At 39.7% G+C, this 17,246-nt stretch carries 20 protein-coding genes, 1 tRNA gene, 1 rRNA gene, 1 other RNA gene and 2 pseudogenes; 24 read left to right on the top strand and 1 reads right to left on the bottom strand.

Annotated elements, in window-relative coordinates; all coding sequences use genetic code 11:
• The first annotated feature begins 10 nt into the window (after positions 1-10).
• From rrf to PAN07_RS16690, 19 genes and pseudogenes are all read left to right on the top strand, one after another.
• A 5S ribosomal RNA gene (gene rrf, locus PAN07_RS16780) occupies positions 11-126 on the top strand.
• Between the two features lie 5 nt (positions 127-131).
• Positions 132-205 (top strand) — tRNA-Asn (locus tag PAN07_RS16775).
• A 160-nt stretch (positions 206-365) separates the two neighbouring features.
• The gene (gene comW, locus PAN07_RS16770) at positions 366-605 is read left to right on the top strand and encodes a sigma(X)-activator ComW (protein ID WP_269798406.1); all 240 of its coding nucleotides are present in this window, start codon (positions 366-368) and stop codon (positions 603-605) included.
• A gap of 229 nt (positions 606-834) precedes the next feature.
• Entirely contained in the window at positions 835-2,121 is a 1,287-nt protein-coding gene (locus PAN07_RS16765) for an adenylosuccinate synthase (protein ID WP_269798408.1), read from the top strand.
• A 199-nt stretch (positions 2,122-2,320) separates the two neighbouring features.
• Complete coding sequence (gene tadA / locus PAN07_RS16760; protein ID WP_269798405.1) at positions 2,321-2,788, top strand: tRNA adenosine(34) deaminase TadA; 468 nt, start codon at positions 2,321-2,323, stop codon at positions 2,786-2,788.
• 32 nt (positions 2,789-2,820) lie between these two features.
• Positions 2,821-2,920, top strand: an RNA gene (ffs, locus tag PAN07_RS16755) — signal recognition particle sRNA small type.
• Positions 2,921-2,972: 52 nt separating this feature from the next.
• Complete coding sequence (locus PAN07_RS16750; RefSeq protein ID WP_269798404.1) at positions 2,973-3,416, top strand: dUTP diphosphatase; 444 nt, start codon at positions 2,973-2,975, stop codon at positions 3,414-3,416.
• Position 3,417: 1 nt separating this feature from the next.
• On the top strand, positions 3,418-3,957 hold the full coding sequence (locus PAN07_RS16745) for a histidine phosphatase family protein (protein WP_269798407.1): 540 nt from the start codon (positions 3,418-3,420) through the stop codon (positions 3,955-3,957).
• Positions 3,958-3,967: 10 nt separating this feature from the next.
• Positions 3,968-4,135 (top strand): annotated as a pseudogene (locus PAN07_RS16740) (DNA repair protein RadA); the annotation flags it as partial.
• A pseudogene (locus PAN07_RS16735) lies at positions 4,126-4,326 on the top strand (isochorismatase family protein); the annotation flags it as partial. The pseudogenes PAN07_RS16740 and PAN07_RS16735, both read left to right, overlap by 10 nt.
• A 24-nt stretch (positions 4,327-4,350) precedes the next feature.
• Entirely contained in the window at positions 4,351-4,866 is a 516-nt protein-coding gene (locus PAN07_RS16730) for a histidine phosphatase family protein (RefSeq protein ID WP_269798403.1), read from the top strand.
• 10 nt (positions 4,867-4,876) lie between these two features.
• Entirely contained in the window at positions 4,877-6,241 is a 1,365-nt protein-coding gene (gene radA, locus PAN07_RS16725; RefSeq protein WP_080555149.1) for a DNA repair protein RadA, read from the top strand.
• Between the two features lie 71 nt (positions 6,242-6,312).
• Positions 6,313-7,008, top strand: a complete 696-nt coding sequence (locus tag PAN07_RS16720) for a TIGR00266 family protein (protein ID WP_269798402.1) — start codon at positions 6,313-6,315, stop codon at positions 7,006-7,008.
• Between the two features lie 162 nt (positions 7,009-7,170).
• Positions 7,171-7,668, top strand: a complete 498-nt coding sequence (locus tag PAN07_RS16715; RefSeq protein WP_269798401.1) for a carbonic anhydrase — start codon at positions 7,171-7,173, stop codon at positions 7,666-7,668.
• Between the two features lie 24 nt (positions 7,669-7,692).
• Positions 7,693-8,523 carry a PrsW family glutamic-type intramembrane protease gene (locus PAN07_RS16710; RefSeq protein ID WP_269798400.1) on the top strand — a complete coding sequence of 277 codons (831 nt, stop codon included), beginning with the start codon at positions 7,693-7,695 and terminating at the stop codon, positions 8,521-8,523.
• A gap of 126 nt (positions 8,524-8,649) precedes the next feature.
• On the top strand, positions 8,650-9,618 hold the full coding sequence (locus PAN07_RS16705; RefSeq protein WP_269798399.1) for a ribose-phosphate diphosphokinase: 969 nt from the start codon (positions 8,650-8,652) through the stop codon (positions 9,616-9,618).
• 153 nt (positions 9,619-9,771) lie between these two features.
• Entirely contained in the window at positions 9,772-10,431 is a 660-nt protein-coding gene (gene abpA, locus PAN07_RS16700) for an amylase-binding adhesin AbpA (RefSeq protein WP_269798398.1), read from the top strand.
• Positions 10,432-10,526: 95 nt separating this feature from the next.
• Positions 10,527-11,372 carry a class B sortase, LPKTxAVK-specific gene (srtB, locus tag PAN07_RS16695; protein WP_269798397.1) on the top strand — a complete coding sequence of 282 codons (846 nt, stop codon included), beginning with the start codon at positions 10,527-10,529 and terminating at the stop codon, positions 11,370-11,372.
• A gap of 114 nt (positions 11,373-11,486) precedes the next feature.
• Positions 11,487-11,924 (top strand): CoA-binding protein, encoded by a 438-nt coding sequence (locus PAN07_RS16690; protein WP_269798396.1) that lies wholly within the window; start codon positions 11,487-11,489, stop codon positions 11,922-11,924.
• 28 nt (positions 11,925-11,952) lie between these two features.
• Here PAN07_RS16690 and PAN07_RS16685 read toward each other — a convergent pair whose 3' ends face one another.
• Entirely contained in the window at positions 11,953-12,963 is a 1,011-nt protein-coding gene (locus tag PAN07_RS16685; RefSeq protein ID WP_269798395.1) for a YeiH family protein, read from the bottom strand.
• Between the two features lie 151 nt (positions 12,964-13,114).
• Between PAN07_RS16685 and PAN07_RS16680 the strand changes: the two genes are divergently transcribed.
• From PAN07_RS16680 to purC, 5 genes are all read left to right on the top strand, one after another.
• Positions 13,115-14,284: a pyridoxal phosphate-dependent aminotransferase gene (locus PAN07_RS16680; protein ID WP_269798394.1), complete on the top strand. Its 1,170-nt coding sequence runs from the start codon at positions 13,115-13,117 to the stop codon at positions 14,282-14,284.
• Entirely contained in the window at positions 14,281-15,051 is a 771-nt protein-coding gene (gene recO, locus PAN07_RS16675; RefSeq protein ID WP_269798393.1) for a DNA repair protein RecO, read from the top strand. Before PAN07_RS16680 ends, recO begins: the two co-directional genes overlap by 4 nt.
• Positions 15,048-16,040, top strand: coding sequence for a phosphate acyltransferase PlsX (gene plsX / locus PAN07_RS16670; protein ID WP_269798392.1), 993 nt, complete (start codon positions 15,048-15,050; stop codon positions 16,038-16,040). Before recO ends, plsX begins: the two co-directional genes overlap by 4 nt.
• A 10-nt stretch (positions 16,041-16,050) precedes the next feature.
• Positions 16,051-16,287: an acyl carrier protein gene (locus PAN07_RS16665; protein WP_269798391.1), complete on the top strand. Its 237-nt coding sequence runs from the start codon at positions 16,051-16,053 to the stop codon at positions 16,285-16,287.
• A gap of 195 nt (positions 16,288-16,482) precedes the next feature.
• Positions 16,483-17,190 (top strand): phosphoribosylaminoimidazolesuccinocarboxamide synthase, encoded by a 708-nt coding sequence (gene purC, locus PAN07_RS16660; protein ID WP_269798390.1) that lies wholly within the window; start codon positions 16,483-16,485, stop codon positions 17,188-17,190.
• Positions 17,191-17,246 lie beyond the last annotated feature (56 nt).

The raw sequence follows: 17,246 nt of genomic DNA, 5'->3' as shown, positions 1-17,246 counted from the left end.
TGACTCAGAGTTAAGTGACGATAGCCTAGGAGATACACCTGTTCCCATGCCGAACACAGCAGTTAAGCCCTAGAACGCCGGAAGTAGTTGGGGGTTGCCCCCTGTGAGATATGGAAGTCGCTTAGCTTTTATCCGCCATAGCTCAGTTGGTAGTAGCGCATGACTGTTAATCATGATGTCGTAGGTTCGAGTCCTACTGGCGGAGTATTTAAACGTTCCTAGGAACGTTTTTTTATTGCTTATTTTGTTCTTGTTTTGTTATGTATAATCATCTCAGATGTATTTTCAGACATTTGGGATTTTTTTGTCCGTTTTATTTTTATGTTTGTTATAATTTTTTTATTAAAATGAAATGGAGTATTTAAATGATTCTTGATAAGATTTATGTAAGTTTTTTAGATTTTTATAGTAGTATTCAGAATGAGTACCAGCATTGTGGTATGTCTGAATCCGAATGGGAGTCGTTTCATCTTAAGTTTCTACTTTATTACATTGTTCGCTATAAAATATCTAATATGGGCGATTTTATTCCTTATCATTATTTTACTTCTTATCGCTTATATTTGATGCAATTTCTTCAGGTCCATGATCTTAGATTTTGCTAGTACTAGTTTACTTAATTACGAACGTTTTAGTTTATTTGTCTTTTTATTTTAGTTATTTCTTTTTCTATTTTTTTATTTTTTTAAAATTGTATTGCTTTTCTTTATGTTTAAAATTTTTGGTCTTGAAAAAAAGGGTAATCTTTATTATAATAAATTGTAAGATATAATTGCAGGTGAGAGTCCTGCCATGTATGTGAGAAAGGAAGAGCCGTTAGGCTCAATCAAGATTATGACTTCAGTTGTTGTTGTAGGTACCCAATGGGGTGATGAAGGTAAAGGGAAAATTACAGATTTTCTTTCAGCTAATGCGGAAGTGATTGCTCGTTACCAAGGTGGTGACAATGCAGGTCACACCATTGTTATTGATGGAAAGAAATTTAAATTGCACTTGATTCCTTCAGGTATTTTCTTCCCAGAAAAAATCTCTGTTATTGGTAATGGGATGGTTGTCAACCCTAAATCTCTTGTGAAAGAATTGTCTTATTTGCATGAAGAAGGTGTTACAACAGATAATCTTAGAATTTCTGATCGTGCGCATGTTATTTTGCCTTATCACATTGAGTTAGACCGTCTTCAAGAAGAAGCTAAGGGTGATAACAAGATTGGGACGACAATTAAAGGAATTGGTCCAGCCTATATGGACAAGGCAGCTCGTGTTGGAATTCGTATTGCGGATCTTTTGGATAAAGAGATCTTCCGTGAACGTTTAGAACGTAATCTTGCTGAGAAGAATCGTTTGTTTGAAAAATTGTACGATAGCAACCCTATTTCAATTGATGAGATTTTTGAAGAGTATTATGAATATGGCCAACAAATCAAGCAATATGTGACTGATACTTCTGTTATCTTGAACGATGCTCTTGATAATGGTAAACGTGTTCTTTTTGAGGGTGCACAAGGTGTTATGTTGGATATTGACCAAGGTACTTATCCATTTGTTACTTCATCAAACCCTGTGGCTGGTGGTGTGACAATTGGTTCTGGAGTAGGGCCAAGCAAGATTGACAAAGTTGTCGGTGTATGTAAGGCTTATACAAGTCGTGTAGGTGATGGTCCTTTCCCAACTGAGCTGTTTGATGAAGTTGGTGATCGTATCCGTGAAGTGGGCCATGAGTATGGAACAACTACTGGGCGTCCTCGTCGTGTGGGTTGGTTTGATTCAGTTGTGATGCGTCATAGCCGTCGTGTTTCTGGTATTACAAATCTCTCTTTGAACTCTATAGATGTTTTGAGTGGCTTGGATACAGTAAAAATCTGTGTGGCTTATGATCTTGATGGTCAGCGTATTGATTACTACCCAGCTAGTCTCGAACAATTGAAACGTTGTAAACCAATCTATGAAGAATTGCCAGGTTGGTCTGAAGATATCACTGGAGTGCGTACTTTGGAAGACCTTCCTGAAAATGCACGTAACTATGTTCGCCGTGTTAGCGAATTGGTGGGTGTTCGTATTTCTACATTCTCAGTAGGTCCTGGTCGTGAACAGACAAATATTTTAGAAAGTGTTTGGTCATAGGAGATTTTTTAAGATTTGTTTAAGACAGGTCGGATATACTATAGACAGTTACAAGAAGACCTCCTAACTTGTTGTAACAAATTTCCTAAACTTTTCTTTTTCATAATAATCTCCCTATAAAGTCACCGCATTCGGTGGCTTTTTTTGTGTTGAGAAACATGGTATAATGATAGAATTGATAGCTAGGAAGAGAGAAGAGATGAATTACACGCTTGAAGAAAAAGAAGCTTTTATGAGAGAGGCCTTAAAGGAAGCGGAGATTGCTTTAGAGCATGATGAAATCCCCATTGGTTGTGTCATTGTTAAGGACGGACAAATTATTGGTCGTGGGCATAATGCTCGTGAGGAGTTGCAACGGGCAGTCATGCATGCGGAAATTATGGCCATAGAGAATGCTAATTTGAGCGAAGAGAGCTGGCGCTTGCTCGATTGTACCCTTTTTGTGACCATTGAGCCTTGTGTCATGTGTAGTGGGGCAATTGGTCTTGCTCGTATTCCAAAGGTTATTTACGGGGCTAAGAACCAAAAATTTGGTGCTGCTGGGAGTCTGTACAATATCTTGACGGATGAACGTCTCAATCACCGTGTAGAGGTTGAAACGGGGATTTTAGAGGATGAGTGCGCAGGGATTATGCAGGACTTTTTCCGTAATAGACGTAAAAAATAATTTCTCTTTAAAAATAGAGGAGAATGTGGTATAATAAACAGTGGAGCAACAGTTCTGCGTGAAGCGGGTCAGGGGAGGAATCCAGCAGCCCTAAGCGAGTGTGAATTGTGTGCTCTTTTTTCGTGCTTTTTTCGAATAAATAAGATAAAATAGCCTAGAATAAATGATTAAAAAGAGGAATAATATGAAAATTCGTGGTTTTGAATTAGTTTCTAGTTTTACAGATGAAAATTTGCTACCAAAGCGTGAGACAGCGCATGCAGCTGGGTACGACTTAAAGGTTGCGGAGCGTACAGTGATTGCACCAGGAGAAATCGTCCTCGTTCCAACTGGGGTCAAGGCTTATATGCAACCAACAGAGGTACTCTATCTTTATGATCGTTCTTCAAACCCTCGTAAGAAGGGTTTAGTCTTAATCAACTCGGTTGGTGTCATTGATGGGGACTACTATGGTAATCCTGGGAATGAAGGACATATCTTTGCACAGATGAAAAATATTACCGACCAAGAAGTTGTTCTTGAAGTTGGGGAACGTGTAGTTCAGGCTGTCTTTGCACCATTTTTAATCGTAGATGGAGATGAGGCAGACGGAGTACGTACTGGTGGATTTGGATCGACAGGGCACTAAGATGAAGATTATCTTTGTACGTCATGGAGAGCCAGATTATAGTATGCTTGATAAACTTGAAAATCCGCAACTCTATAGTGGTTTTGGTCGTGATTTAGCACCATTGACAGGAAAAGGTCGCAGTCTGGCAAAAGAAGTTGCTAAAACCGCATGTTTTGGAAAGGCAGAGATTATTATTTCATCGTCTGTGACGAGGGCTTTAGAAACAGCACATTATATAGCAGTTGAAACAGGATTGGACTTATTTGTAGAGCCGTTTTTTCATGAGTGGCGTCCAGACTTAGATGGCACTAACTCGGATTTAACTAGTGTATTGGTAGCTCATGAATATTATCTAAAACATCAAGGAGTTTTATCTGAAGATTCTCCTTATCGCTATGAAACTGATCTAGAGATGCGTCATCGTTTTTTAAGAGCTTTGGAAAAATATAAAAATTATAAAACTATTATCATTGTAACTCACGGAATGCTCATGCGCCAATTTGTACCAGACAAGAAGATTGATTTTTGCCAAGTGATTGAATGTGAGATAGAGATATAGAAAGAGGGTTATTATCGCAAAGAAAAAGGCGACATTTGTGTGTCAAAATTGTGAATATAATTCCCCCAAGTATTTAGGGCGCTGTCCAAACTGTGGGTATTGGTCTTCTTTTGTTGAAGAGGTTGAGGTTGCAGAGGTCAAGAATACGCGTGTGTCCTTGACGGGGGGAGAAAAGACAGAAAGAAGAAATTTGCGACCGGCTTGCTGCTTGTATCTTCTCGTATCTTTGAGAAGCGTTGGTCTTCTTGCTTTACTAATCCAGATTTAAAAGATTTTTTAGAGGAAAACGGTGCTAAAAGCATAGAGTTTATAGGGGTAGATGGCAATGGCTGTGTTAAGGCTTCCGTTTTGGCAGCTACCAAGGAGAATTAATAGTTTTATGGGGATCTTAATATGAAAATTATTTTTATCCGTCACGGGGAGCCAAATTACCGTGAGTTAGAGGAGCGTTCTTATACGGGATTTGGGATAGACTTGGCCCCTTTATCGGTGAAAGGAAGACAACAAGCTCAGGAACTTTGCAAAAATCCTTTGTTTGACTCAGCTGATATACTGGTGTCTTCTGCAGTGACGCGAGCATTAGAAACGGCTTCTTATGTATCTTGTGCTACTGGGCTTCCTTTGAGAGTGGAGCCATTATTGCATGAATGGCAGGTCTATGAAAGTGGCATAGATAAATTTGAAGAAGCTAGAAGACTATTTTTAGAAAATAATGGGGAGTTGCTCCCAAATTCTCCTGTTCAATATGAGACAGCTGCAGAGATGAAGACTCGTTTTCTAGAATGTATGGCTAATTATCGGGAACATCAAACTGTGGTAGTTATAGCCCATCGAATGCTGATGCGCCAATTTGTACCAGACGAGAAGATTGATTTTTGCCAAGTGATTGAATGTGAGATAGAGATATAGAAAGAGGTTTATTATCGCAAAGAAAAAAGCGACATTTGTGTGTCAAAATTGTGAATATAATTCACCAAAGTATTTAGGACGCTGTCCAAACTGTGGAGCTTGGTCTTCTTTTGTGGAGGAAGTTGAGGTTGCAGAGGTCAAGAATGCTCGTGTGTCCTTGACAGGTGAGAAAACCAAGCCTATGAAATTGGCTGAAGTAACTTCTATTAATGTCAATCGAACAAAGACTGAGATGGAGGAATTCAACCGTGTTCTTGGTGGAGGTGTGGTGCCAGGGAGTCTCGTTCTTATCGGCGGGGATCCAGGGATTGGGAAATCAACCCTTCTCTTACAAGTATCAACCCAGCTGTCTCAAGTAGGAACTGTACTCTATGTCAGTGGGGAGGAGTCTGCTCAACAGATCAAACTCCGTGCAGAGCGCTTGGGAGATATAGACAGTGAGTTTTATCTCTATGCTGAGACCAATATGCAGAGCGTGAGAGCTGAGGTGGAGCGAATCCAGCCTGATTTTCTCATCATCGACTCTATACAGACCATTATGTCTCCTGAGATTTCAGGGGTACAAGGGTCGGTTTCCCAAGTACGCGAGGTGACAGCTGAACTCATGCAGCTGGCCAAGACCAATAACATTGCTATCTTTATCGTAGGGCATGTGACCAAGGAAGGAACCTTGGCTGGTCCTCGTATGTTGGAGCATATGGTGGATACCGTGCTTTACTTTGAAGGGGAACGCCACCATACCTTCCGTATCTTGAGAGCAGTCAAAAATCGTTTTGGTTCGACCAATGAAATCGGTATCTTTGAGATGCAATCAGGGGGCTTGGTTGAGGTCCTTAATCCTAGTGAAGTGTTTTTGGAAGAACGCTTGGATGGAGCTACTGGCTCGTCCATCGTTGTGACTATGGAAGGGACTCGTCCAATTCTTGCAGAAGTACAGGCCTTGGTGACTCCGACTATGTTTGGGAATGCCAAGAGAACTACTACAGGACTTGATTTCAATCGTGCTAGCTTGATTATGGCTGTTTTGGAAAAACGTGCAGGGCTTCTCTTGCAAAATCAGGATGCCTATCTCAAATCAGCTGGTGGTGTCAAATTAGATGAGCCTGCGATAGACTTAGCTGTTGCAGTTGCCATTGCTTCGAGCTATAAGGACAAACCAACCAATCCTCAAGAATGTTTTGTGGGAGAGTTGGGCTTGACTGGAGAAATCAGACGTGTGAATCGTATCGAGCAACGCATCAATGAAGCTGCTAAGCTTGGATTTACAAAAATCTATGTACCAAAGAATTCTTTAACTGGCATTAAACCACCTAAGGAAATTCAGGTGATCGGAGTGACGACTATTCAAGAAGTCTTGAAAAAGGTATTCTCTTAATCGTTATGGTCAGCTTTAGATGACTAATTATTTTATTGCTAACATTTATTAAAAGTAAGGAGGAATTTCTGATGAAATTTTCTATGGATAGTAACATGCAATTTCCTTTGATGGAGTTGTCGCTCAATCAGGGGGAAACGGTCTTTATTCAGCGCGGTAGCATGGTATACCATACACCTAATGTAAGTCTCAATACCCAGCTCAATGCAAGCGGTTCTGGTTTGGGACGTTTTGTCAAAGCTGTAGGTCGTTCGATGGTTTCTGGTGAAAGTACCTTTATCACTCAAGCTGTTGCAGAGTCTGACAACGGAAACCTTGCTTTAGCACCAGATACTCCTGGTCAAGTGATTGCTCTTGAGCTAGGTGAAAAGCAGTACCGATTGAATGATGGGGCCTTTTTAGCTCTTGATGGTACAGCTTTCTATACAATGGAGCGCCAGTCTATTGGGAAAGCTCTCTTCGGAGGGCAAGGCGGTCTCTTTGTGATGACAACCCAAGGTCAGGGAACTCTTTTGGCTAATGCTTTTGGATCTATTAAGAAAATTGAGTTGCAAAACCAAGAACTAACGATTGACAATGCCCATGTGGTGGCTTGGAGTCAATCTCTGGACTATGATATCCACTTAGAAAATGGCTTCTGGCAGTCTATAGGTACGGGTGAAGGAGTGGTGAATACCTTCCGAGGGACTGGTGAGGTCTATGTACAAAGTCTCAATCTTCAGAGCTTTGCAGGCTCTCTTAACAAGTATATCCAAAAAGGCTCATAATATTAAAAAGACTAGGACAGAGACCCAAGCTAGTTGCTGGATGTCTCTGTCCCAGTTTTTTTATATGAAGGTTGACAGCTGACAAGACAAAGAAAAGATGGTAAGATAGGATAACGATAATTTGAAGTTCAAATTATCTAACAAGCTAGAAAGTGGGTTGCCATGTCCTATTTTGAAAATTTTTTAAAAGCAAATCAAGCCTATGTAGAATTGCATGGAGATCTCCATTTACCAATTAAACCAAAGACAAAGGTTGCAATCGTAACTTGTATGGATTCGCGTTTACACGTAGCACCAGCCCTAGGGTTAGCTCTTGGAGATGCTCATATCTTAAGAAATGCAGGTGGTCGAGTTACTGAAGATATGCTGCGTTCCTTAGTCATCTCTCAGCAACAATTAGGAACACGAGAGATTGTAGTTTTACATCATACAGACTGCGGTGCTCAAACATTTCAAAATAAAGATTTTCAAGAACATTTAAAAAGAGAGTTGGGAGTGGATGTATCTGACCAAGACTTTTTACCTTTTCAAGATATTGATGAAAGTGTTCGTGAAGATATGAGATTGCTTAAAGATTCTCCCCTGATCCCTGATGATGTGGTCATTTCAGGTGCAGTCTATGATGTAGATACAGGGAGAATGATAGTAGTAGAATTATAAGGATAGATTTTAGAAAGATAGTGTATGAAGAAAAATATTATTGTATTTGTTTTTATTTTATTAATGTGTATTGGTTTACAGTATGAGACCTTGTACTATATAGATGGTTCGATGTCTGGAACAGAGTATGGAGTGATGGGACTTTCTATCCTCGTTGCACTTTTTTATATGGTGCCAGCTATTTATTGTCTATATCGTATTGGGAAAAGATGGGAAACATCAAAGAAGGCATTAACCCTGTCCTTGCTAGGTGGTTTGTTTATTTCAGGTTGGCTATCTAGTTTTGCAAATACCTATATACATAATTTCCTAACTGATCTGTTTCCAGACAGTTCTTTTTTGAACGCCTTGGAAAATGCCATTGTCGCTCCTCTTGTAGAGGAACCTTTGAAATTATTGCCACTTGCCTTTGTTTTGTATTTGATTCCTGTGAAGAAATTAGAATCAGTATTCTTAATGGGAATAGCTTCAGGGTTAGGATTTCAAATAATTGAGGATATCAGCTATATTCGTACGGACTTATCAGAGGGTTTGGCCTATACATTGTCTAGAATTATAGAGCGTGCAACCTCAGCGATTGCCTCACATTGGACGTTTTCAGGTCTTGCTATATTAGGTATTTATTTACTATACAGAGCTTATAGAGGTCAGAAGGCAATGATAAAACCTGGTTTTAGTTACTTGGGCTTGGCTTTTGGGACACACTTTTTATTTAATTCCCCAATTGTCGAGTTAGAGACAGAAGTGCCACTTGCTTTTCCTCTTGTAACTGCGATTACACTCTATAGTTTTTATAAGGCTGTTCATTTTGTTGACAAGCATAATGATATGCTGATTAAAGAGATTTCTTCATAAAATAGAGACAAGGATAGAATGTTTATCCTTGTTTTATTTTTGTTGAAAAATAGAGAAAAAAGCGCTACAATGGTAGGTGGAAAATGTCGCAAAAAAACACAAGTGATACAAAAAGTGGAGGAAATCATGTCTTTTTCTGATTTAAAGCTCTTTGCCCTTTCTTCAAATAGAGAATTAGCAGAGCGTGTGGCTCAAGAGATTGGAATGGAATTGGGGAAATCAAGTGTTCGCCAATTTTCAGACGGTGAAATTCAGGTCAATATAGCAGAGTCTATTCGTGGTAAGCATGTTTATATTTTACAGTCAACAAGCTCACCTGTTAATGACAACTTGCTTGAGATTTTGATTATGGTAGATGCTTTAAAACGTGCGAGTGCAGAATCAGTTAACGTTGTAATGCCATACTATGGTTATGCACGTCAGGATAGAAAGGCAAGAGCTCGTGAGCCAATCACTTCAAAACTTGTTGCAAATATGCTAGAGGTTGCAGGAGTTGATCGCTTACTAACTATTGATTTACACGCGGCACAGATTCAAGGGTTCTTTGATATTCCTGTGGATCATTTGATGGGAGCTCCTCTGATTGCAGATTACTTTGAGCGTCGTGGCATGGTTGGATCAGACTACGTGGTGGTTAGTCCTGACCACGGTGGTGTAACACGTGCTCGTAAGTTGGCGGAATTTTTGAAAACACCGATTGCTATCATTGATAAACGTCGGAGTGTCGATAAAATGAACACCAGTGAAGTTATGAACATCATTGGGAACGTTGAAGGGAAAACTTGTATCCTGATCGATGATATGATCGACACAGCTGGAACTATCTGTCATGCTGCCGATGCTTTGGCTGAAGCTGGAGCTGTGGAAGTTTATGCTAGCTGTACTCACCCAGTATTATCAGGACCAGCTTTGGAGAACATCCAAAAATCTGCTATCAAAAAGTTGGTGGTTTTAGATACGATTTACCTTCCTGAAGAACGTTTAATTGATAAGATTGAGCAAATTTCAATCGCCCACCTCCTGGGAGATGCGATTATTCGTATCCATGAAAAACGTCCACTATCACCATTATTTAGCATTGAGCGAACTATTTAATCAGATTTAGTTTTTACTATTTCTTTACTAATTTTTTTAAAAAACTTAAAAATTATTTTAAAAATGCTTGACAGCATTATTTTATGTGATATACTATTGGTAGTAAGGTATTCCCTTATAAATTAAATTAAGAATAAAAGAGGAGATAAAACAATGAAGAAAGTTTTATTATCATCAGTAGCAGCTCTTGCTGTATTCTCAGCAGCAGCTCCAGTTTTTGCGGATAACGATATCAACGGTGGAGCTAACACTCCAGGCGCTTACGACCAACCAGTAACTGGCGGTGGTGTAAACGACGCTTACAACGCTCAAACTGAATTTAAAAATGGTCGTAAAGCTAACGAGTATGTTGGTGGTCACCAAGATAACGTTGATGCTATTGCATCAAAAGACCCAGCAGTAGTTGAAGCTAAAAAAGCATTCGACGCTGTTGAAGGTGGATCACACCTTTACGGTGAAAAGAAAGCTGCTTACGAAAGCGCATTGAACGATGCTCGTAATGCTGTTCGTAACGGTAAAATCCAAGAATCTCAAAAAACATACAACACTGCTGACAAGGCACAAGGTTCTTACTATATCTTGAACGAAACTCCAGAACAAAAGAATGCTCGTTACTTGAAAGAACACGGAATTAACCCTGAACAAGCTAAAGCAGCTGATGCAGCTAAACCAGGTGCAGCTAAACCAGGTGTAGCAGCTAACAAAGATGAAGCTAAAAACTCAGAAAGCAAAGCAGGTGCTGCAGCTAAAGCTGGTAAAGCTGACTCTAAACAAGCTGGTAAAGCACTTCCAAAAACAAGCGCAGTTAAATAATTATAATTAATTAGCTCTTAAAGAAAATATCACTGAGTCTTCGGGTTCAGTGATATTTTTTAGACAAAAACGAATACTTAGGAGAATACTGATTTATGAATCGAGCAAAGAAAACCCCGACTTCCAAAGGTAAGGTACTTGGGCTCTTATTTGGCTTTGTAGCTGTTGTTGCGCTTATACTTGGATTTACTGTCTTTAATCCGTTTAATAGTAATTCAACTACAAACCAAGTAGCAGAAACAACTACTACAACAACTACTGAACAAGGGATAAAATATAGTCCGAGTCAAGAGGAAAAAGAGTATTTAGCTAATCGTTTTGCTCAACTAACAGGAGTGAATTCGGAAGCTATTGCTTATGTTTATGCTCCTGGGACGCAGTTAGACGAACCAGTTGTTCAAACAACAGACAATGCAACTTATTTAGATAAAACATTTGATGGCGGGCACCAACCATATTTGGGAACTGTTTTCATGGACATGGATAATAAGAAAGACTTTAGTGATCGTTTGACATGGTTATTTGGTCATGCTCGTGGAAGCAAAGTAGGTGACCACCGTATGTTTAACGACGTTAATTACTATGATAGTCAAGAATATTTTGATAAACATCCATATGTAGTAATTGAAACACCTGAACGTAAGTATTATTACGAAGCGATGGGCTTGGTCATTGTTCCTGAAGAAACTGCTTTCTACCGTACAAGCTTTAAGGACGATGAGGACTTTACTACCCAATTAAATAATATTTATGAGGCATCACGTACTAAGAATCCAAATATTAAGATCAATGCTTCAGATAAGTACTTAGTACTTTCTACTTGTCGTGAAGAGGATGAAACTATCCGTGCCAACCTGTACCTTCGTCAAATTCCTGATTCAGAAATGGAAGAGTTTGTGAAGCAACATGGAGAGCAACTTGCTTATAAAGCAACAAGATAAAATTTAAAAATGAATCTTCTTAAATCTGTTTATAGGGTTTAAGAAGATTTTTTATATCAGAAATTAGCTAGTATTAGTAAAATATGCTATACTGGTTGAAAAAGGAGGTTTTGCATGAGCGAACTATTTAAAAACCCTAGTGATGGCGTAGTACGTCAGTATTTAACAACTAGCAAAACGGTAGCTGTGGTAGGTTTGTCGGATCGCGAGGAAACAACTAGCAATCGTGTGTCTAAGGAGATGCAGTCTCGAGGATATCGAATCATTCCGGTCAATCCGAAATTAGCAGGTGGGGAAATTCTTGGAGAAAAGGCTTATGCAAGTCTTGCTGATATTCCTTTTCATGTAGATATTGTAGATGTTTTCCGTCGCAGTGAGTTTTTACCAGATGTTGCCCGTGACTTTCTACAAGCAGATGCACAGATTTTCTGGGCCCAACTTGGTCTTGAAAATCAAGAGGCAGAAGAAATTCTCCGAGCTGGCGGATGTGAAGATATTGTTATGAATCGTTGTATTAAGAAAGAACATACACGATTGATTCTAGAACAATAAAAAAGTAGCTGAAAAGCTACTTTTTTTATTAAAAGATACCGATGAGTGATTGCATACCAAGACTAGTCAGGATGATAGCAATCCAGCAAAGAGCTCCAAGAAGAATGGATTTCCCACTGGATTTGATCATGGCGATGAGGTTGGTTTTGAGACCAATAGCACTCATAGCCATGATGATGAGGAATTTGGAGAGTTGTTTGAGAGGTAAAAAGAAGCTATTGTTGACACCGAATGATGTGAGAAGAGTAGTTAGCAGAGAAGCTAGGATAAAGTAGAGAATGAAAATGGGGAAGATTTTTTTAAGCTTCACTCCTTGGTTGTTACCTTGTTGACGGCTCTGCCAGTAGGAGAGGAAGAGAGTAATAGGGATAATAGCTAGGGTGCGTGTCAGTTTGACAATAGTGGCAGACTCGAGAGTGTTTGTATTGTATAGACTATCCCAGGCGCTAGCTGTGGCTGTTACAGAGGACGTATCGTTGACTGCAGTACCCGCAAAGAGAGCAAAACCTTCGTTGGAAAGATGGAGCCAAGAACCTAGAGTTGGGAAGATGAGAGCCGCCAAGATATTGAAGAAAAAGATAACTGAGATGGCTTGGGCCACTTCTTTTTCCTTGGCATGGATGACAGGAGCTGTCGCAGCAATGGCAGAACCGCCACAGATAGAAGACCCAACTCCAATCAAGGTAGCTAGCTTTGTATCAAGGTTAAACAAGCGTTGGAAAAAGAAAGCTACAATTAAGGCGATAGAAATGGTTGAAAGGATAACAGGGAGGGAAGATTTTCCAACTGCGAAAACTTGTGAGATATTGAGTCCAAATCCAAGTAAGATAACAGCATACTGAAGCAGTTTTTTAGAACTGTAAGTTAAACCAGCATCCAGTTGTTTGTAGTTAGAGAGAAAGGGATGGAGAAACATACCGATAAAAATAGCAAAAACTGGTGCTCCTACAACAGGCAAGAAGTTTCCTAATACCCAAGAAATGATAGATATGATAAGACAGACCAAAAGTCCAGCCCAATTTTTTGATAGAAATGACATAAAAACCTCCGAGAATAAGCACTTCTTATTATAGTCTTGTCTGGAAAAAAAGTAAAATAGAAAGCAGAAAGGCTCAACTCAAAATGGAATTTTGCGGTCAGGGAGCTTTTATAGTATAATAGTACTATGCTCTGTCAGGAAGGAGATTTCTATGGACTTAACCAAGCGCTTTAATAAACAATTAGATAAGATTCAAGTATCCTTGATTCGTCAGTTTGACCAAGCTATCTCTGAGATTCCTGGAATCTTGCGTTTGACCTTGGGAGAACCAGATTTTACAACGCCAGATCATGTCAAGGAAGCTGCAAAGCGAGCCATTGACCAAGACCAATCCTACTATACAGGGATGAGTGGTTTGTTGACATTGCGTCAGGCGGCGAGTGGTTTTGTAAAAGAGAAATATCAGCTAGACTACAATCCAGAGAATGAAATCTTGGTCACAATTGGTGCGACAGAGGCTCTATCAGCTACTCTGACAGCTATTTTGGAGGAAGGAGACAAGGTTCTCTTGCCAGCTCCTGCCTATCCTGGCTATGAGCCAATAGTTAATCTAGTTGGTGCAGAGATTGTCGAGATTGATACAACTGAAAATGGTTTTGTTTTGACGCCTGAGATGTTAGAAAAAGCGATTTTAGAGCAAGGTGACAAACTCAAGGCAGTCATTCTCAACTATCCAGCTAATCCGACAGGGATTACCTATAGTCGAGAGCAGTTGGAAGCCTTGGCAGACATTTTACGCAAGTATGAGATTTTCGTAGTCTGTGATGAAGTATACTCAGAGTTGACTTATACAGGGGAAAATCATGTATCTCTGGGAACCATGCTGAGAGATCAGGCCATTATTATTAATGGTCTATCAAAATCCCATGCTATGACCGGTTGGCGTTTAGGTTTTATCTTTGCACCAGCAAACTTCACAGCTCAACTCATCAAGAGTCATCAATATTTGGTAACTGCTGCAAATACTATGGCACAACATGCTGCAGTGGAGGCTTTAACAGCCGGTAAAGATGATGCAGAACCCATGAAGAAAGAGTATATCCAACGTCGGGACTACATTATCGACAAGATGACTGACCTTGGCTTTGAGATTATCAAACCAGATGGGGCTTTTTATATTTTTGCCAAGATTCCAGCAGGCTATAGTCAAGATTCCTTTGCTTTTCTGAAGGATTTTGCCCAGAAAAAGGCTGTAGCCTTCATCCCTGGTGCTGCCTTTGGTCAGTATGGAGAAGGCTATGTTCGCCTATCTTATGCAGCTAGCATGGAAACTATCAAGGAAGCTATGAAACGACTTGAGGAGTATATGAGAGAAGCATGATTCAATCGATTACGAGTCAGGGTCTAGTACTTTACAATCGAAATTTTCGAGAGGATGATAAACTTGTTAAAATCTTTACAGAACAGGCAGGCAAGCGCATGTTTTTTGTCAAACACGCCGGCCAAACCAAACTAGCTCCTGTCATTCAACCTTTAGTCTTAGCTCATTTTCTCCTAAAAGTCAATGACGATGGACTTAGTTATATAGAAGATTATCATGAGGTGAAGACTTTTCCGAAAATCAATAGTGACCTCTTTGTTATGGCCTATGCGACTTACGTTGCGGCCTTGGCAGATGCGAGTTTGCAGGATAATCAAGAAGATGCTCCTTTGTTTGCTTTTTTGCAAAAGACCTTGGAGTTGATGGAAGAGGGCTTAGATTATCAGGTTTTGACCAATATTTTTGAAATTCAAATTTTGACACGTTTCGGAATCAGCCTTAATTTTAACGAGTGTACTTTTTGTCATCGTGTGGGTCAGGCCTTTGACTTTTCCTTCAAATACGGAGGCTGTCTTTGTCCAGAACATTACCATGAGGATGAAAGACGATGTCATCTGAATCCTAATATTCCTTATCTGCTCAATCAATTTCAAGCTATTGATTTTGAAACTTTAGAAACCATTTCTCTGAAGTCAGAAATCAAGCAAGAATTGCGCAAGTTTATGGATCAGATTTACGAAGAGTATGTTGGAATTCACCTAAAATCAAAGAAATTTATTGATTCCCTAGCCGACTGGGGACAATTACTGAAAGAGGAAGACAAATGAAAAAAATCGCAGTAGATGCAATGGGTGGCGATTACGCACCACAAGCCATTGTTGAGGGTGTTAACCAAGCCCTTACTGACTTTTCAGATATTGAGATTCAACTTTACGGAGACGAAAGTAAAATCAAACAATATCTAACAGCTCAAGAACGTGTGAGTATTATTCATACAGATGAAAAAATAAATTCGGATGACGAGCCTACAAAAGCTATCCGTAAGAAGAAAAATGCTAGCATGATCTTGGCGGCTAAGGCTGTCAAAGATGGAGAGGCAGATGCTGTTCTTTCAGCAGGTAATACGGGTGCCTTGTTGGCAGCAGGATTTTTCATTGTTGGTCGTATCAAAAATATTGACCGCCCTGGGCTCATGACAACATTGCCAACTATAGATGGAAAAGGTTTTGACATGCTTGATCTTGGTGCCAATGCAGAAAATACAGCTCAGCACCTTCATCAATACGCTATCCTAGGATCCTTCTATGCGAAAAATGTTCGTGGGATTGAAAAACCTCGTGTAGGTTTGCTTAATAACGGGACAGAGAGCAGCAAGGGAGACCCGCTTCGTAAGGAAGCTTATGAGCTATTGGTAGCTGATGAAAGCTTAAACTTTATTGGGAACGTGGAAGCGCGTGATTTGATGGATGGAGTTGCTGATGTAGTCGTAACAGATGGTTTCACGGGAAATGCTGTGCTCAAAGCTATCGAAGGTACTGCTATGGGAATCATGGGCTTGCTTAAAAATGCTATTGTAGGTGGGAGTCTTAGAGCCAAGCTAGGAGCTCTTCTTCTTAAGGATAATCTCAGAGGTTTGAAAAAACAACTGAACTATTCAGATGTTGGAGGTGCGGTGCTTTTTGGTGTTAAGGCACCAGTAGTCAAGACTCATGGCTCAAGCGATGCCAAGGCTGTCTATAGTACAATTCGCCAGATTCGTACTATGCTTGAGACAGATGTAGTTGCCCAAAGTGCGCGTGAATTTTCAGAGGAATAAGGAGAATAATATGACAGAACAACAAATTTTTAACCGTATCGTGACCATCATCCAAGAACGTCAAGGAGAAGACTTTGTCGTAACAGAAAACTTGAGTTTGAAGGATGACCTGGATGCTGATTCAGTTGATTTGATGGAGTTTATCCTAACTATTGAGGATGAATTTGGAATTGAAATCAGTGATGATGAAATTGACCAGCTTCAAAGCGTGGCCGATGTATTAAAAGCTATTAAAGAGAAAATCTAGAAGAAAGCAACATGCTAGTCGTGTTGCTTTTTATTTTGTATCCAAAATCGTTTACTCTATTGCAGAAACAAGGAAAGAGTTTGCTAGTTTCTTTATCTTTTCAACCCGACAATCGATATACGTTCGTGAAATATTTGATTTTTAAAATTCGTTGTGTTAAAATGATGTAAAGTAATACGAAAGGCGAACTTTGAAATGTCCAAACAATTAATCTATTCGGGAAAAGCTAAAGACATCTATACTACAGAGGATGAAAATCTTATTATTTCAAGCTATAAAGACCAGGCGACAGCCTTCAATGGAGTGAAGAAGGAGCAGATTGCGGGTAAGGGAGTTTTGAATAATAAGATTTCGTCTTTTATTTTCGAGAAACTAAATGCTGCTGGGGTAGCGACTCACTTTGTGGAGAAGCTTTCAGACACGGAACAGCTCAATAAAAAGGTGGAGATTATTCCTTTGGAAGTCGTGCTTCGCAACTATACAGCTGGTTCTTTTTCAAAACGTTTTGGGGTGGAAGAGGGCATCGCCTTGGAGACCCCAATTGTTGAATTTTACTATAAAAACGATGATTTGGATGATCCATTTATCAATGATGAACATGTGAAATTCCTGCAGATTGCTGATGACCAGCAGATTGCCTATTTGAAGGAAGAAACACGTCGTATCAATGAATTCTTGAAAAACTGGTTTGCTGAAATTGATCTTAAGCTAATCGACTTTAAACTAGAATTCGGTTTTGACAAGGAAGGCAAGATTATCTTGGCAGACGAATTTTCACCAGACAACTGTCGTCTCTGGGATGCTGATGGTAACCATATGGACAAGGATGTTTTCCGTAGAGGTCTAGGTGAATTAACCGACGTCTACGAGATTGTCTGGGAAAAATTGCAAGCTTTGAAATAAGCTGTTAGAAACGGAAAACCTTCGTCTCTCAGATGTATGGACTCAGGCTGCAAAGG

It is taken from the genome of Streptococcus sp. SM5 (genome assembly GCF_027497975.1).
The sequence above is the reverse complement of the archived record's forward strand: the minus strand, read 5'-3'. Positions and strand labels throughout refer to the sequence as shown.

Coding starts and splice junctions, on each gene's coding strand:
- comW (WP_269798406.1), top strand. CDS start 366: ATGATTCTTGATAAGATTTATGTAAGTTTTTTAGATTTTTATAGTAGT.
- PAN07_RS16765 (WP_269798408.1), top strand. CDS start 835: ATGACTTCAGTTGTTGTTGTAGGTACCCAATGGGGTGATGAAGGTAAA.
- tadA (WP_269798405.1), top strand. CDS start 2,321: ATGAATTACACGCTTGAAGAAAAAGAAGCTTTTATGAGAGAGGCCTTA.
- PAN07_RS16750 (WP_269798404.1), top strand. CDS start 2,973: ATGAAAATTCGTGGTTTTGAATTAGTTTCTAGTTTTACAGATGAAAAT.
- PAN07_RS16745 (WP_269798407.1), top strand. CDS start 3,418: ATGAAGATTATCTTTGTACGTCATGGAGAGCCAGATTATAGTATGCTT.
- PAN07_RS16730 (WP_269798403.1), top strand. CDS start 4,351: ATGAAAATTATTTTTATCCGTCACGGGGAGCCAAATTACCGTGAGTTA.
- PAN07_RS16720 (WP_269798402.1), top strand. CDS start 6,313: ATGAAATTTTCTATGGATAGTAACATGCAATTTCCTTTGATGGAGTTG.
- PAN07_RS16715 (WP_269798401.1), top strand. CDS start 7,171: ATGTCCTATTTTGAAAATTTTTTAAAAGCAAATCAAGCCTATGTAGAA.
- PAN07_RS16710 (WP_269798400.1), top strand. CDS start 7,693: ATGAAGAAAAATATTATTGTATTTGTTTTTATTTTATTAATGTGTATT.
- PAN07_RS16705 (WP_269798399.1), top strand. CDS start 8,650: ATGTCTTTTTCTGATTTAAAGCTCTTTGCCCTTTCTTCAAATAGAGAA.
- abpA (WP_269798398.1), top strand. CDS start 9,772: ATGAAGAAAGTTTTATTATCATCAGTAGCAGCTCTTGCTGTATTCTCA.
- srtB (WP_269798397.1), top strand. CDS start 10,527: ATGAATCGAGCAAAGAAAACCCCGACTTCCAAAGGTAAGGTACTTGGG.
- PAN07_RS16690 (WP_269798396.1), top strand. CDS start 11,487: ATGAGCGAACTATTTAAAAACCCTAGTGATGGCGTAGTACGTCAGTAT.
- PAN07_RS16685 (WP_269798395.1), bottom strand. CDS start 12,963: ATGTCATTTCTATCAAAAAATTGGGCTGGACTTTTGGTCTGTCTTATC.
- PAN07_RS16680 (WP_269798394.1), top strand. CDS start 13,115: ATGGACTTAACCAAGCGCTTTAATAAACAATTAGATAAGATTCAAGTA.
- recO (WP_269798393.1), top strand. CDS start 14,281: ATGATTCAATCGATTACGAGTCAGGGTCTAGTACTTTACAATCGAAAT.
- plsX (WP_269798392.1), top strand. CDS start 15,048: ATGAAAAAAATCGCAGTAGATGCAATGGGTGGCGATTACGCACCACAA.
- PAN07_RS16665 (WP_269798391.1), top strand. CDS start 16,051: ATGACAGAACAACAAATTTTTAACCGTATCGTGACCATCATCCAAGAA.
- purC (WP_269798390.1), top strand. CDS start 16,483: ATGTCCAAACAATTAATCTATTCGGGAAAAGCTAAAGACATCTATACT.